This window comes from Acidobacteriota bacterium (genome assembly GCA_028875575.1).
GTDB lineage: Bacteria > Acidobacteriota > Terriglobia > Versatilivoradales > Versatilivoraceae > Versatilivorator.
This window is the reverse complement of the sequence record JAPPDF010000080.1, coordinates 174,972-190,508: the sequence shown is the minus strand read 5'-3', so window position 1 is coordinate 190,508 and position 15,537 is coordinate 174,972. Positions and strand designations below refer to the sequence as shown.

Below are 15,537 nucleotides of genomic sequence, written 5' to 3'. Positions count from 1 at the left end.
CGTATCTCTGAAGGCCGGGAAAGACAGAGCCGCCCCGCTTGCCCTATTTCGGGAATACCAGTTTGGGCAGAACGACCTTGCCAGGAGTGGATACAGGCTTTGCACCTATCATTTGAGGATGCGGACGGGCAATGATCTTCATTTCCGAGCTGCGAACCAGGGCTGCCAGACCTTCATAGTTGGGGAACCACCAGCAAGTATCATCTCCGTTATGGTCGTGTTCGACGAAGCGGAAATCGGGAGCAAAAGCGTTAGCCGCTTCCTCCTTGGCCGACTGGATCAGGATGGGCTCCTTGGCCATCTCCGCAAGCCGATCCTGGACGATGGTAGGATACTTGAGGTGATAGATCAAGCCGACACAGACAATGGTATCGAACCGGCTCTCGGTGGTGAGGCAAGGGTGTGCGCGTCATCGATAGCCGTCTCGATTTCCACTTCGAATTGATCGGCTGTGAACTCTGCTTGCTCATTGAACCGGACCAAAGGATCCACCAGAACACCCCGGGCGGCGCCTCGTCTTTTCATCTGGACGGCAAAAAATCCGGCATTGTCTCCAAGGTCTAGAACGGTTTTTCCGGTCAAGTCCTTGGGGACGTGGGCCTTGAGCAGATTCCATCGGGCCTCGACGTCGTATCCAGGTTCCTGACCGCTGCCGGTTCGGACTCGGTTGCTGAATTACTGGAATAACTCGGATCGGCGGCTCCTGAACTTCATTGGTTGAACCACGTCCCCTACCCACACAAGTTATTCCAGTAATTCAACAACGTCCCCGCCGATCCGCGGCAGAGCCTTCGTGAGCCCGCTCCAACGCCTTGGGTGACCTGGTGGTCCTTCGTGTGACTTGGTGGATTACTCTCTTGGATCTTGCGGCTCGATTCCTGCGACTCCCTCCTCACCCGCCGAGCCAGCGAAACGCCTGGGCCACGCAGAAACAGACCAGAAAGCCCATGGCGATGGGGAGGAGCGCCGAGGCCGCCGTCCACTTGACGCTGCCGGTCTCCTTCCAGATGGTGTAGAGAGTGGTGGAGCAGGGGTTGTGCAACAGGCTGAACAGCATCAGGTTGATTCCGGTCAGCAGCGTCCAGCCGTCTGCCTCCAGCACTCCCAGTGTGGCCGAGGCCGCATCGAACTCGAACATGACGCCGGCGCCCTCCCCCACCCCCGAGAGACCGGCGCTCAACACGGTCAGCATCAGCACGGTGGGGATGACGATCTCGTTGGCGGGGATGGCGATGATGTAGGCCAGCAGGATGACGCCGTTGAGCCCGATGAGAAGCCCGAAGGGGTCCATCCCCTGGATCAGGTGCTCCGCCAGGCTGGTGCCGCCGACATGAATGTTGGATACCAGCCAGATGGCGGCGCCGGCCGGCACGGAAAACACCACCGCCCGCCAGAGCACGATCAGGGTGCGGTCGATGAGGGAGGTGTAGATGGTCTGCAGGATCCGGGGGGGACGGTAGGGGGGCAGTTCCAGGCTGAAGGCCGAAGCCTCTCCCTTGAGCAGGGTGCGGGACAGTCCCCAGGACACCAGGAAGGTGCACCCCACTCCCAGCAGCACCACCGCCATCACCGACCCCGCCGACACCAGCCCGGCCAGGGCCGGAGGGGCCAGGCTGCCGATGAAGATGGTGGCGATCAGGATCTGGGTGGGCCAGCGGCCGTTGCAGAGGGAGAAGTTGTTGGTCAGGGTGGCGATCAGCCGTTCCCGGGGACTGTCGATCACCCGGGTGGCCACCACCCCGGCCGCATTGCATCCGTAGCCCATGGCCATGGTGAGGGCCTGCTTGCCGTGGGCTCCGGCCTTCTTGAACCAGCGGTCCAGGTTGAAGGCCACCCGGGGCAGATAGCCGAAGTCTTCCAACAGGGTGAAGAGGGGGAAGAAGATGGCCATGGGGGGCAGCATCACGCTCACCACCCAGGCCATGGCCAGGAACATGCCGTCGATCAGCAGACCGTCGAGCCACCAGGCCAGTCCGGCCGCGGCCGCCGCCTGCTTGAGGGCGGGATGGAGGGTTTCCAGGAACAGGGAGGATAGCAGGCTGGAGGGTACGTTGGCCCCGGCGATGGTCACCCACAGCACTGCCGCCATCAGCAGCATCATGATGGGGAAGCCCAGCCAGCGGCTGGTGACCAGCCGGTCGATGGTCCGGTCCAGGTCGAAGGCAGGCCGGGTGTCGTCCCGACTCAGCACCCGATCCGAGATCCGGGCGGCATCGGTGTAAAGCGCCTCCATCAGCGAGTCGTGGAGGTCGGGCCCCACCTCCCAGCGCAGATTGGCCGCCGCCTCCAGCACTTCTTCCCGGGTGTTCACAGGATTCATCCCGCCCTCTCCGCCGGCGCCGCCGTTCCCACCCCTTCCGGGGCTCTCACCAGTCCGGCCAGCTCCCCCGAGCGCACGGCTTCCTCGATCCTGGCGTCCCCCTCCAGCAGGCGCAGGGCCACCCAGCGGGCATTGGGAAGATCGGGGAAGGCCGCCTCCAGCTTTTCAACCAGCAGGCTGACGGCACGCTTGAGCGCCGGGGGCTCACTCTGAATGCGATGGGGCTTGCAGACGAAACTGCCGGTGGCGACCTGGTGGATCATGTCGATCAGCAGGGGAACGCCCCGTCCCTGGCGAGCCGCCGCAGGCACCACCGGGACGCCAAGCTCCCGCGCCAGGGATCGTTGGTCGACCGTCAAACGGTGACGCTCGGCTTCATCCATGAGGTTCAGGCAGACCACCGCCCGCCCGGTGATTTCCAGCACCTGGCAGACCAGGTTGAGGTTGCGCTCCAGCCGGGTGGCGTCCACCACGATCACGGTCACGTCGGGTTGTCCGAACAGGATGAAGTCGCGGGCGATCTCTTCGTCGGTGCTGGTGGAGAGCAGCGAGTAGGTGCCAGGCAGGTCGACCAGCTTGTAGTGGCTGCCCTGGTAGGCAAAGCCGCCCTCGGCCCGGGTCACGGTCTTGCCAGGCCAGTTGCCGGTGTGTTGGCGTAGGCCGGTGAGGCTGTTGAACAGGGTGCTCTTGCCGGTGTTGGGATTGCCGGCCAGGGCCACCACAAAGTCGTAGCGGTCCATGTTCACCCCCAGCCGCTTCAGATTGGCCGGATGGTGGGCGGGGCAGACCTCGCAGGCGCTTGGAGGGTGAGTCGGTTGCATCAGGCCACCTGTCTTCGGGAGTTGATCCGGATACTGGCCGCCTGCTCCCCGCGCAGCGCGATCAGCGCTCCCCGGATCCTGAAGGCCGTCGGATCTCCCACCGGACTCTTCATCTCGGCTGCCACCACCGTCCCGGGAAGGAGGCCCAGGTCCATGAGGCGGCGCCTTTCCAGGCCCCGGCAGTTGGGAGACAGACCGACCACGGTGGCTTCTTCGCCGGGTTCCAGGCACGCCAGAGTTTCCAGGGACTCTTCCACCGGCTGCTCCCGCGGCAGGGAAACCACCGAAACGTTGGCGGCCACAATGGGCGCCAGCACATGCTCCTCGCCTTCAGCCCAAAAGCAGATGCGCTCGGCCGAAACGTGGGTCAACTGAACCGCCATCAGGGGATGCAGCCCTTCGGCCACCAACTGGGCATAGACGGCCTCGGGCTCGTCCTCCAGATGGGCGATCCTGGCCCGTTCTCCCACCGCCAGGCTGGTGAGCGGTTGGCCCCGGCGCGGGGGGAGCTGCCCCCGTTGGGTGGGGATGGGATCGCCGTGCGGATCGAAGGGCGGGTTGCCCATGCGGGCCGCCAGGGCATCGGCTTCGCTGGAGGACAGGCGATGCTCCTCCTGCTCGGCGCGCTTGTGCCAGTCCGGCTCCTTCAGTCCCGTCTCCTCCGAGAGGTAGCGCTCCCAGAGGCGATGCGCCCGGATGATTCGCAGGGCGTACTCTCTTCCCTTGGGGGTCAATCGTAGCGAGGCGCCTTCGGAAGTGACCAGCTCACCGGCCTCGATGCGCTGAACCAGCCCGGCCACCCTTTCCACGGGTGTGCCCAGAGCTCCGGAAAGGCTCTGAATCGTCGCCTCCCGCTGCTCGTACTCGCAATGGTAGAGGTGCTTGAGTGCATCCTCGGACAGCACCCGGTCAGACAGGCGCAGCCACCTGCGCCAGCGCTCCAGCCAGCCAGGTCCGGGCCGAAACAGGAAATAGATCGCCAGGGCAGCCAGAACCAACAGTATGGGACCCGTCAGCTCGTTCATGGGAATCTCCGGTCCGCCCGGCCAAATCAATGGCGGGCGGCCCAGCGCGGCTGATTCCTACTCGTTCCAAGCGCCTCGGCCGGGCCGGCCGACAGCCCCCTGGGATGCGCGACTCTCCGGGAGTGCAGCGGGGGCGGGGGGGCGGTCCTTCAGGGGCAACACAAAGATGCTCCTGGAGGCCTCCAGCCCCAGGTATACAGGCTCCCGGCCGGATTCGGGGAGCAGCTTCAACGGCCCCTGAAACGGGGCCTTCTCTTGCAGCGAGAGCCGGGTGGCCGGACGCAGGCCGACCTTGTCCAGATAGGCCAGGAACTCGGGGTCGCTGTTGGTGACCTTGCGGACGCTGTAGCTCCCCGGTTCGGCCTCGGCCAGGCAGAGGTCGTCCTCCACCTGCCGAAACCCCCGGGCGTCGGGGATGGCTTCTCCGTGGGGGTCCTGGGAGGGAAAGTCCAGCAGGGCGTCGATCCGGGATATGAACAGGTCGGAAACGGCATGCTCCAGGCGTTCGGCCTCCTGGTGGACCTGCTCCCAACCGTAGCCCAGCACCTGGTGGAGGAACATCTCCAGCAGCCGGTGACGGCGCAGAATCCGCACGGCCACCTGACGTCCCTTCCGCGTCAGTGTGGCCCCGTAGTAGGGCTTGTATTCCAGCAGTCCGGCCTTCTTCAACTTTCTCAGCATGTCGGTGACAGTAGCGTCGGCCACGTCCAGGTGACGCGCCACCCTGGAGGTGCTGGCCCTCTGCTTCATGTCCTCGATCTTGAGGACCACCTTGAGATAGTCCTCCACGGTGCTGGAGACGGTTGCCTTCTTCTGCGATTCAGCTGCCACCGGATTACCCTTCGTTTGCTTTCATACCAATTTAGAGTAACCGAAAAAGACACCCTTCGCAAGCGTCCAATGTGTTCTTTTCAGGTTGTCAAGAGCACTTTGGAATTTTATTAGACTGATCTAAAAATGAGGGGTGGGCAGGAGGGATCGCCAGTTGGAGGGTGAAGGACCGAAGGATCCAACGTTGTCGGAGAGGCGGGTGGGACAACTATTGAATCCTGCACGAGAACCGTCCTGTTTCATGCGAGGTCGGCCCCTGGCCTGCCGGGTGGATCATGCCGGGTGAAACAGAGACCTCGTACCAACCCCGGAGACTGGGGCCCCAGCGGCTCGACGGCGGGCTGGATCTCCTATGTGGCGACCTCGCCGGTTCCGTCCCCCCCCCCACCGGTTCGACTGCGGGCGGAGCCCTAGTCTCACCGACTCCCCCTCCAGGGGGGAGTGATGCTCGTGCGTTGTATGCAAGCCTCAGGAATCACTCCCCCCTTGAGGGGGAGTCGCAGAAGCCGAGCCGCAGGCGAAGGCTGATGCGGAGGGGGGCATACGCGACGCCGCAAAGCTGCGGCTTCCTGAGACGCAGCGTTTGTTTCAACTTAGGCCGGCTTCCTGAAATGCTCGCATGACCTGTTCCCTGGAGAGACCGGGGCACTCCAGGTAGCGCCTTCCCTCCGCCGGAAGGTCCACTCGGCCTCCCGTGGACCGAAACGCCACCGGGCCCTTCCCCGGGTCCTGCCATAAACGCAAGCTATCCCCCGGAAGTTCCAGTTCCACCCGGCCGCTGCCCGCCGTGTGCCAGTAGACGATCCAGGAAGCTCCCTGGTGCTCGAAGTAGAAGGCGCGCAGCCGGTCGCCGCCGGCTCGCTCGATCTGACGGCAGGGCGCCAACTCGAATTCTCCGGATGCCGTCAGCAGCAGGGTGTGCTCCTGGTCGAGATTCTTGAGGGCCTCCCGGTGGGCCGGCGTCAGCCAGCGGTTCACCCTCACCTCCTCCCACCGTCGCAGGACTTCAAGATTGTCCGGCGTCCTGGGGTGTCTTGAAAACAGCTCCAGCCGCCCACGGAAGGAAATGGGGCAGTCCCAGGCGGCGGCCCGGCTGGTGACGAATTCCAGCATGTCCGGTTGGGTCCCCATGGTCTCCGCCGAGGATTCCCAGTAATCGATCCACCCGTAGTTGAGGCCGGTAAAGTCCTTGGCGATGCGGGGCGCCTCCTCGCAGGGATGGGCCCGGGTGGCATCCTTCATGACCTCCGGGCGGAAGATGTCGAAGGCGTTGCCCCGGGTGAGGATGTGCCAACTGAAGTGAGACTTGCAGGCCCCTTCCGCAAACAGCGGTCCGGGCTTCATCTGCCTCCAGGTGAGCCACTGGGCGCGGGAGACGTTGAACCAGTAGGGCGGAGGGACGTCCTCGGCGCCGTCGAAGTAGGCGAACCGGAAGCCGGCCCGGCCGTAGAGCTTCCCCAGGCGTTGGGCGACCTCCTCCTGGATGCCGGTCTTCTGGTCGTAGACGCCGACCACGCCGGCGACCTCTCCCAGCAGGCCGAACTTGCGTCCTGGCCGGTGTCGCCGGGCCCGGGTTCCCAGCGCTCCCCTCCGGCATTCCATAAAGCGGTAAGGGCGCTGGGTGGTGAAGGAGCCATATTCCACCAGTTCCTCCTCCAGTTTCAGCACCTTGACCGCCGAGTCCAGCTCGCAGCCTTCGGGATTTTCCTCGACCTCGATTGCGGTCTGCGAGGTATCCACGGCGCCGGCCAGGGTAAAGGTGCGCTTCAGGTTGAGGCGGGGGTCTGGCCGGGGCGTGATATAGGGGTCCTGCCCGATGGCCTTGTTGTAGTGGTGATGGAGTCCCGGAATCAGGCCGGCATCCTCGATCTTGCGGACGATCCGCTGCAAGTCGCGTATGCCTTCCGGGTAGCGGTCCTTGCGAAAGCGATAGTGGCCCGGGTTCGGGGCGAAGGCGGTGTAGTAGATCATGAAGGTCCGGAATCCGCCTCGCCTGGCGTATTCCAGGTGGAGATCGATATTGGCGGGGGTGACGTCACTGACCCAGTAGTAGGAGTAGGGGTACTCCCTGCGCCGCCGACTCTCCACATCGGGAGGCAGGTCGAAGTCCTTCTCCACCTGAGCTACCCCGTCCAGGATCCGCTCGGCGCCGGTCACGACGAGCGCCGCTCCCACCCCCTCCAGCTTGACCCCCCGTACGGCCGCGGCCTGCATCAGGTGGTATCCGTCCCGTTCCAGTCCGTCGATGCGCGGGTGGGGATCGGTTCCCAGTAGGCAGACCGCCACCGAGTCGTCCCACTGGACGTTCAGCCACTCTCCGAAATGTTTGCGGTCCCGAACCGGGAGCTGGAGCAGGCACACCTCGTCGAGCGGAGTCGGCCGTTTCTGGCGAAAGCCCGGCTTTTTGGCCGACTCGATCTTCTCCACGGAAAAGCTGAAGTAGTCTTCGGTGACCCCGGTCCTGAGGGTGATTTCATGATCCACCAGCTCGAATTCCAGCAGCAGCCGATCCCCCTCCCGGTGCACCGAACGAACCGGGAAGGTCCTGGATTTGGCGGGGTACCTGAGCTGCAGCTCGTTCTCGTAGGGACGGTACTGGGTCACCGAAAACGCGGGGGCCGCGGTCCCGGGAGCCAGGCACTCCTGGCCGGTCTGTTTGTGCCAGAGGCTGCGGGCGATGCCGTCCGCCCCGATGATCAACCTGGCTTGCCGGTTCTCCAGGACGATGTCGTCGGGTCCCGGAGTGAACTGCCTGTCGGTGGTCGAACCCCGCTTTCCTGCCTGTTCCAGCCCGCAGGCGGGGGTCAGCAGCCCTGCGGCTCCCGCCAGAGTTCCGGACTTCAGAAAGGCCCGCCGGCTCTGACCGCCCGACCCCCGGCCTCCGCCGGGAGATTGTTTGGCTTCATTCTCCATCATCTGTGCTCCTGATCGCTTGCGCGCCGGGGGGGATGGGTCAATTCCAGGACGCCCAGAGGCTCAGGACTCAGGAATTGCGCGCTTCGACTCGACGCAATAAACAGGTCTTTCCGCTGGGTCTGGATTATACGCGGATTCCGTCCCGCATTCCGCAAGCAACAGGAAGGTTGTGAGCGTAAGGGGTGGGCCGGTTTCTGGGGGTGGGGTCCGGTGCTTTCCATGGGGTTACGCTCAAGGCGGTAGGGTTCGGAGGGGTATTCAATTTTCTTCGATAGATACGAACCAGCCTTTCACGGGACAGGCCGGGAGAATATCCACCAGTCCCCGGTTCTTCGGTGTTTCGGCAAGCACCAGGCGATATTCACCTTTATCCACCCGTTCAGTTTCAAAGGCTTGGCCGGGTTGGATGTTGTCGTGCTTGGGCAATTCAACCGGTATGACAATCCGGCCTTTGGTGGAAATCACCGTTTTCATGTCAAGGAAGGTAACATCTTGGCAGGGCGATTGTCGATCTTGAGAGCTACGGCTATTTCCCCCAATCTGGGCCGATAAGCCTTTCAATCGGCCAACTCCCTTACCAAGAACCCGCCAATCCCGCGGGAAACCCGAGCTGAAGTTGGAATCATTCAGGAAGCTGCCTTCGAGAGGTGCAGAACTGCCGTCGGAAGGAGTATGATGGTGTCGCCGATATTGCTCCGGAGGTCCAAAGGGAGGCACGACGATGGATGCTTGCAAGGTCTTTGACCCGGAACAGTTGCAGGAAGGTGGTGAATTTCTGAAGCAGCAAGGGTATGTGATTTTCGACCGGGTCTTCCGAGGAAAGGAACTGCAGCAGCTCATTGCGGATTGTGACCGGCTCATGGCCCGGGAGCGCGAATTTCACTTCGATCCGGGAGACGGCCCGGAATCTCCCGACGATGCTGAAATCGAAGCCTACCTGGCCAGAACCTACAAGGTAGGTGCGGAAGAGCTAAGCCGGGTCATGAAGAGGATCCGCCACACCAGGGCTCTCAATCACGATACTCCCTGGCCGGTGCCAGCGGAAGAGGTGAACCACAATTTTCTCCACATCCCCCTGCTCCTGGACGAAGGCCGCATGCAGCGCTGCTTCAACCTTCCGGCCAAGCTGATCGGCTGTGACCGTCTGTTCGACCATCCCATTCTGCGGCAGATCATGGGCGAACTGCTGGGGAAGGATTGCGTGCTGTCCGATATGGCCGCCACCCGTATCGGCCCCCATTCGGAACCTTCCTACTGGCATGTCGATTCGCCATTCACCATGGTCCCCGAGCCACTCCCCACCATCCCCATGGCTATCGCCATCGGCTGGATGCTGGACGACTTCACCGTGGAAAACGGAGCTACCCGAGTGGTGGCCGGCACCCACCTCAGCGGCAGGAAGCCGCCCTGGACCTACGATGCGGTCGAAGGCGAGGTGGCGCTGACGGCCCCTGCCGGCAGCTTGGCGATCTGGTTTTCCCAGACCTGGCACCGGGCCGGAACCAACCTGACGGACGGCCCCCGGCGGGCCGTGCTGGGGAATTTCATTCGCGCCTGGATCAAACCCTTCACCGACTATACCCGCAGCGTTCCTGACGATATCGTGGATCGCTACCCACCCCACGCCCGCTACCTGCTGGGCTGGTCGGCCTTCGGTCCGGCCCGCGGCTGACCCCGCCCGCGGCTTCTGAACGGGTGTTCTGTCTCAGATAGTAGCGTTGCCGTATTTCTGTGCGCAACGGCGCCGGATTCAAGGAGCGACGACGCAGTTATGCAACCACTGTTTGCAGTCCTGACGCTTATGACAGCCGGCTATCTCCTGGCGGGATGTCTATCAGCTGACAATCCGCCAATTCCACGGACGCCGGAGGACGATTCCTCTCGCTTCCGCTACCTCCTGCTCGACAGCCGCATCCTCGAAGAGAAGCACAACCTCCGTCTGGCTGTGGGGACCGTCAGCAAGCATCCAGCCAATCCGCTCTTTGGCGAAGACAAGCCCTGGGAGCAGCGTTTCGACAACCTGTACGCGAACGTCATTTACGATGATGAGCAGAAAATCTACCGATGCTGGTACAACCCCTTCATCGCAGATCCGCTGGTCAGGAAGACTCCGCGCGAGCAGAGGCACTTGGTGCCCTACCGTCCCTATGATCGTGAATTCGGCATCTGCTATGCCGTCAGCAAAGATGGTCTGACATGGACCAAGCCCGAGTTGAACCTGGTGGATTTCGAGGGCAGCAAGGCCAACAACCTGTTGCTGCGGGGCGTGCACGGCGCCGGCATCCTCAAGGATTCGCGAGACCCCCAGCGCCTTTACAAGATGTTTTACGGGGGAAACTGGATTCGGAAATGGAAGCCGGGAGTGGCGGTCCGGTTTTCGGATGATGGGTTGCTGTGGAGCGAGCCGGTCGCCTGCCCCGAGGTGGAGGCCAACGGTGACACCCACAATAACGCCTGGTGGGCACCTGAACTGAACCGCTATGTGGCCATGACCCGGCTCTATGAAGGTGAAAGGATCGTGGCTCGAACCGAGAGTTCCGACTTTCTCAAGTGGACCAAGGCGGTGGAAGTGCTTCGGGGAGACCCGGAAAACCAGACCTATGCCATGGAAGTGTTTCGCTACGGTGGAGTCTACCTGGGTTTGGTCATGATCATCCGGCGCAACGAAGATCGCGTTCATTGCGAGCTGACCTGGAGTCCCGATACGATTCACTGGGAACGGATCGATCCGGGCACTCCCCTGATTCCAAACTCTGCCGTCAAAGGAAGCTATGACTGGGGCTGCGTGTATGCCGCCAACGCTCCCGTTGTCACCCGGGAGGAGATCCGTATCTACTACGGTGGCTCCAACGGTGCCCACCGCGATTGGCGTGAGGGGGCATTTTGTTTGGCAACGCTACGTCTGGATGGGTGGGCCGGCTATGAGCCGGTCGATCCCGGCAGGCAGGCAACCTTAGTGACCAAACCGCTGAGGTGGCGAGGTGGCTTGCGCCTGACGGCGGACTCGGAATCCGGTCGAGTGAAGGTGGCAGTCATCGGTGACCAGGGGGAGATCTTGGCCAGGAGCCGGCCTGTAGAGGGCGACGTGACCGACGGCGAGGTGCATTTTGACGAACCGAAGCGACTGGAAGACCTGGCCGGGCGATCGGTTCGTCTGAGGTTTGTCCTGCAGAGAGCCAAGCTCTATTCTTTCGTGCTGACGCGGTAGATTCTCTTTTCCGTTTAAAGCAGGATTTCGTCGATGACCCGTCCGCCAATGTCGGTGAGCCGTTTGAAGCGCCCGGCATGGAGGAAGGTCAACTGGTGCTGATCCAGCCCCATCAGGCGAAGAAGGGTGGCGTGCACGTCACGCACCGGTAGAGACTCTCCGGAGCTGCGGAGCGCGAATTCGTCGGTCTCTCCGAAAGTGGCTCCGGGGCGCACGTCTCCGCCCGCCATCCACATGACCAGCCCAAAGCGATTGTGGTCTCTTCCGGGTTTGTCCGATACCACGTTGGAATCGAAGGGAGTCCTTCCCATCTCCGAGGCCCACACCACCAGGGTCTCTTCCAGCATTCCCCGGGATTTCAGGTCCTTCAACAGGCCGGCAATGGGCTGATCGACTTCATGACACAAGACCGGCAGGCGGCCGGCCAGATCCCCGTGCTGGTCCCAGGGTTTGCCCTTGCCGTGAAGGAGCTTGACGAAGCGAACCCCCCGCTCCACCATGCGGCGGGCCATCAGGCACTGGCGGCCGAAGGTGCCCGCGACCGGGTCATCGAGCCCGTAGAGCTTTCTGGTGGCTTCCGATTCCCCGGAGAGATCGATCAACTCCGGCGCCGCGCTCTGCATCTGGAAGGCCATCTCGTAGGCGGCAATTCGCGCTTCGAGTTCTCCGGTCCGGGTGCGCTGGCCGGCGTGCCGCTGGTTGAGCCATTTCAGCAGGTCAAGCTCGTTGCGCCGGCTGCTCGCAGAGGTTCCGGCCGGCGGGTGCAGATCGGCGATGGGATTGGAACCCGGTCGGAAGAGCGTGCCCTGGTGGATGGCCGGCAGGAAACCGTGACTCCACTGGGAAGCGCCGCCCACCGCGGGAGCCCCCTGTCCCAGCACAATGAAGCCGGGCAGATTCCGGTTTTCGCTCCCCAGACCATAGGTCATCCATGCCCCGATGGCCGCTCCGCCGGGAAGGATCTGTCCCGTCAGGGAATGATAGACAGCCGGAGCGTGATTGCTGCTGTCGACCGTGACACCATGGAGAAAGGCCATGTCGTCGACACAGGTCGAGAGGTGGGGTAGCAGTTCCGACATCCAGCGACCCGACTGGCCGTGTCGGGCGAAGCTGAAGGGGGAAGGGATGATTCGGTTGTGGGCGGTTCCGAGGCTGGCCACGTCCAGATCGGTCCCGCGGACCGAGGGCATCTGCTGCCCTGCATACTTGTCGAGGACCGGCCGGTACTCGAAGGTGTCCATCTGGCTCACTCCACCTTCCATGAAGAGAAAGATGCAGCGCTTGGCCCTGGCGGGCAAGTGAGCCGGCTTGGGCAACAGCGGATTCTCGGCCGAATCGGCCGAGGCGCCCGCATCGCCTGCCAGCAGATCCATCAGTGCCAGGCTGCCTAGGCCCAGATAGGAGTTCTTCAAAAACGCTCTGCGGGAGGGTAGAGGGCTCATGGTGAAATCCCTGTGAGGGTGCCTTCGGATCGGATTTTGTGGAAGCTATTTTACCTCAACTCAGTCCATGAACAAAAACTCGTTGGAATTGAGCATGACCCGGCAAAGGGCTTCCAGAGATCCCTGGAACTCCACGAATTGCTGCTGCTCGGCCGGGTCGGGCGGGCGGTTCAACGCGATCTCGAACAGTTGGGCCACCCGATCCTTCCGCCGGCCCCCGGCTTCTCTTGCCACGCGGGTCGCCAGATGAGCCGCTTCCTCGTTCACCAGCCGGCCGTTCATCATCGAAAGGGCCTGCAGGGGAGTGGTGGTGACGCTGCGCCGTTCACAGGATTCGTTGAAGACGGGAGCATCGAACGAGGCCATCATGGGCAGCGGGAGCGACCGCCTCTGAAAGATGTAGACCGAGCGTCGCCGGGCGTCAGGTTCACTTTCGTTGGGCTCCCACATGGACCCGCCGGATCGCGCGGGGCGGCTCAGATCCTTCATGTCTTCCGGCAAGGGCGGAAAGACGCTGGGCCCTCTTCGCTCCAGATTCAAGCGGCCGCTGGCAGACAGAATGCTGTCCCGGATGGCCTCGGCCTCGAGCCGGCGGCGGTTGAAGCGCCACAACAGGCGATTCTCCGGATCCAGGGATGCGCCACCGACCCCTGGATTGTCCGCCGCCTGGCGGTAAGTGCTGCTGGTTACCATGAGCCGATGCATGGCTTTCACGCTCCAGTCTTCTTTCACGAAGCGTACCGCCAGCCAATCCAGCAGTGCGGGGTGGGTGGGGCGGTCGCCGTTCTTGCCGAAGTCGCTGGAAGTTCCCACGATGCCGCGTCCGAAGTGCTGCTGCCAGATACGGTTGACCATCACCCGGGCGGTGAGCGGATTCCGCGGACTGGCGATCCACCTGGCCAGCGTCATCCGCCGGCCCCGGGTCGGATACTGGCGGTAGCGGTCCTTTTCCAGCACGGCCGCGGCATCGCTTCCGCTGATGGCGCTGGGGAATCCCGGCTCGACCGCCTCTCCGGGTTGCCGGTAATCCCCGCCCTTCAGCACGCGGGTTGCCGGGATTCCCGGCCCCAGGGGAGGACCGATCACGTTGGTCACCGTCAGGGCCAGCGGCCTCCAGCGCAACAGCCGGCGCCGCAGGACCTCCATGGTGTCGGAAAGATCGAGATGCCGCTGTTTCTCCTCCCGGGTAAAGTATTTGGAGGGGCGATTCACCCGGCGGGCTTCAGCCCGGACATCCGCCAGCGTCAGCGCCCGGAAACGCCCCGGTGGATCGGTGGTCCCGGCGGCATAGGCCGCGGTGAGCTTTTCAAGGAGCCATTCTTCATAGCGAGCCAGGGCGCTGTGGTCTTTCTGCTCCAGTGTGCGTCCGGCTGTCTCCTTCAGGTGGTCATATTCCGCCTTTTCCTCGGCGGAAAAGACGTTCTGGTCCTTCCGTGAGAATTCGAGCTCAAGGTCCTTGGCGGTGAGTTTGTCCGAAGCTGCCTCCGACACTTTCTTTGAGATCAACTTGTCGAGAAGCGCCTGTTCGAGCGCCTCCAACTCCTGCTTTTCCGCTCCGTTTTCGAGGCGCTCCCGGTACTGTTCGATCTTGGATTCGGCCAGGGTCCTGAAATGAGGATCCTGGTAGGGGACGATGAATTCTTCGGGTGGAATGCCTGAGGTGTTGCGTGGCAGCGGGACCCGGATGGCGTTGAAGAATGCCTGGAAGCGAAAGTAGTCCCTGGCGGGAATGGGATCGTATTTGTGGTCGTGACAGCGGGCGCAGCCGAGGGTCAACCCCAGGAAGATGGAGCCCGTCGCCGTGGTGACTTCATCCAGGAAGTCCTGCCTCAGTTGTTCGGACGCCAGGTTGCCGAGATCCCAGGGCGCCAACCGCAGGAAACCCGCGGGAATATGTCCCTGAATTTCCGGCTTGTACCAGGCCTTGCGGCTGTGCTCGTCTCCGCCCGCCACTTGAAGCATGACAAACCGATCATAGGGCAGATCGGAATTGAAGGCCTCGATCACCCAATCCCGATAGCGCCAGGCATTCCCTATGAGAATGTCGCCTTCCATGCCGTCCGACTCTCCATATCGGACCAGGTCCAGCCAGTGGCGTCCCCAACGCTCGCCGTATCTGGCGTCGGCCAACAGGGTGTCCACCAGTTTTTCGTAGGCGTTGGGCGAAGGATCATTGAGAAAGCGCTGCATTGCCTCGGGCGTGGGCGGCATCCCGATCAGGTCCAGGTAGAGGCGGCGCGCCAGCGTCCGCCTGGAGGCGGGAGGGGCGGGCGCCAACCCGTTCTCTTGCTCCAGCCTGCGCAAGATGAAGCGGTCAATGGGATTGCGTATCCAGCCGGAGTTCCCGACTTCGGGAGGAACAGTCTTGACCGGTTGTTGGAAAGGCCAGATCCAGGCCTCGGCCTGAACTCCTTCCGTCGGTTGCAGGTTGCGAATCCAGCTTTCGATCCGGGCAATCTCGCTCTCCGTCAGGACTCCGCCCAGTGGCATCCGGGGATTGATCTGTCCCTTGAGGAGGCGCACGAGCGGGCTTGCCTCCGCATTGCCCGCCAGCACCGCCTTGCCGTGCTTGTTCCCGCCGGAAATCACCGAATGCAGGCTCGCCACCGAAAAACCGCTGGTTTGTTCTCCCTCCGAGTGACAGGCCTGACATCGGGCCAGCAACAGGGGTTTGACATCGTTTTCAAAGATGGGATCGGTGGGTTCACCGGTGGCGAAGCAGGGAGCCAGGATGGCCTGCAAGAGCAGGACGGTCAATCGGTGAGAAATGCGGGTTACAGCCATGGACTACTCCATCGTTTGCATCCATGGAAATTATATCGAAGAAGAAACCTTACAAGTCCACAAAGCTGCGGGTCAAGCAGAAGGCGCCGCAGCGATTCTTTGGTTTCGTGGTCGGTTGAGGCTGCAGGGGGCTGCTGTTGGACTACAGTGGGGACGGACCCACAAGGTTATACTAGGATAGCTCGGCCTC

General features: G+C 62.8%; 11 protein-coding genes. 2 read left to right on the top strand and 9 right to left on the bottom strand.

Going from position 1 to position 15,537, the window contains the following annotated elements; translation table 11 throughout:
- Window positions 1-43: 43 nt before the first annotated feature.
- The 7 genes from OXI69_12435 to OXI69_12405 all read right to left on the bottom strand — a co-directional run bounded on the left by OXI69_12435 (window position 44) and on the right by OXI69_12405 (window position 8,387).
- Complete coding sequence (locus tag OXI69_12435; protein MDE2666948.1) at window positions 44-352, bottom strand: hypothetical protein; 309 nt, start codon at window positions 350-352, stop codon at window positions 44-46.
- Between the two features lie 540 nt (window positions 353-892).
- The gene (locus OXI69_12430) at window positions 893-2,320 is read right to left on the bottom strand and encodes a ferrous iron transporter B (protein ID MDE2666947.1); all 1,428 of its coding nucleotides are present in this window, start codon (window positions 2,318-2,320) and stop codon (window positions 893-895) included.
- A complete protein-coding gene (locus tag OXI69_12425) occupies window positions 2,317-3,141 on the bottom strand; it encodes a 50S ribosome-binding GTPase (protein ID MDE2666946.1) in 825 nt (274 codons plus the stop codon). The genes OXI69_12430 and OXI69_12425 overlap by 4 nt, the downstream gene beginning before the upstream one ends.
- Entirely contained in the window at window positions 3,141-4,166 is a 1,026-nt protein-coding gene (locus OXI69_12420; GenBank protein ID MDE2666945.1) for a metal-dependent transcriptional regulator, read from the bottom strand. The genes OXI69_12425 and OXI69_12420 overlap by 1 nt, the downstream gene beginning before the upstream one ends.
- A gap of 57 nt (window positions 4,167-4,223) precedes the next feature.
- Entirely contained in the window at window positions 4,224-4,997 is a 774-nt protein-coding gene (locus OXI69_12415; protein ID MDE2666944.1) for a metal-dependent transcriptional regulator, read from the bottom strand.
- 588 nt (window positions 4,998-5,585) lie between these two features.
- Window positions 5,586-7,913, bottom strand: a complete 2,328-nt coding sequence (locus OXI69_12410; GenBank protein ID MDE2666943.1) for a hypothetical protein — start codon at window positions 7,911-7,913, stop codon at window positions 5,586-5,588.
- Window positions 7,914-8,171: 258 nt separating this feature from the next.
- Window positions 8,172-8,387 carry an AbrB/MazE/SpoVT family DNA-binding domain-containing protein gene (locus OXI69_12405; protein MDE2666942.1) on the bottom strand — a complete coding sequence of 72 codons (216 nt, stop codon included), beginning with the start codon at window positions 8,385-8,387 and terminating at the stop codon, window positions 8,172-8,174.
- Between the two features lie 247 nt (window positions 8,388-8,634).
- Between OXI69_12405 and OXI69_12400 the strand changes: the two genes are divergently transcribed.
- Together OXI69_12400 and OXI69_12395 are read left to right on the top strand one after the other, a co-directional pair.
- Window positions 8,635-9,585 (top strand): phytanoyl-CoA dioxygenase family protein, encoded by a 951-nt coding sequence (locus OXI69_12400; protein ID MDE2666941.1) that lies wholly within the window; start codon window positions 8,635-8,637, stop codon window positions 9,583-9,585.
- A gap of 99 nt (window positions 9,586-9,684) precedes the next feature.
- Entirely contained in the window at window positions 9,685-11,121 is a 1,437-nt protein-coding gene (locus tag OXI69_12395; GenBank protein ID MDE2666940.1) for a hypothetical protein, read from the top strand.
- Between the two features lie 14 nt (window positions 11,122-11,135).
- Here OXI69_12395 and OXI69_12390 read toward each other — a convergent pair whose 3' ends face one another.
- Together OXI69_12390 and OXI69_12385 are read right to left on the bottom strand one after the other, a co-directional pair.
- Window positions 11,136-12,563 (bottom strand): DUF1501 domain-containing protein, encoded by a 1,428-nt coding sequence (locus OXI69_12390; GenBank protein MDE2666939.1) that lies wholly within the window; start codon window positions 12,561-12,563, stop codon window positions 11,136-11,138.
- A 60-nt stretch (window positions 12,564-12,623) separates the two neighbouring features.
- A complete protein-coding gene (locus OXI69_12385) occupies window positions 12,624-15,347 on the bottom strand; it encodes a DUF1553 domain-containing protein (protein ID MDE2666938.1) in 2,724 nt (907 codons plus the stop codon).
- Window positions 15,348-15,537 lie beyond the last annotated feature (190 nt).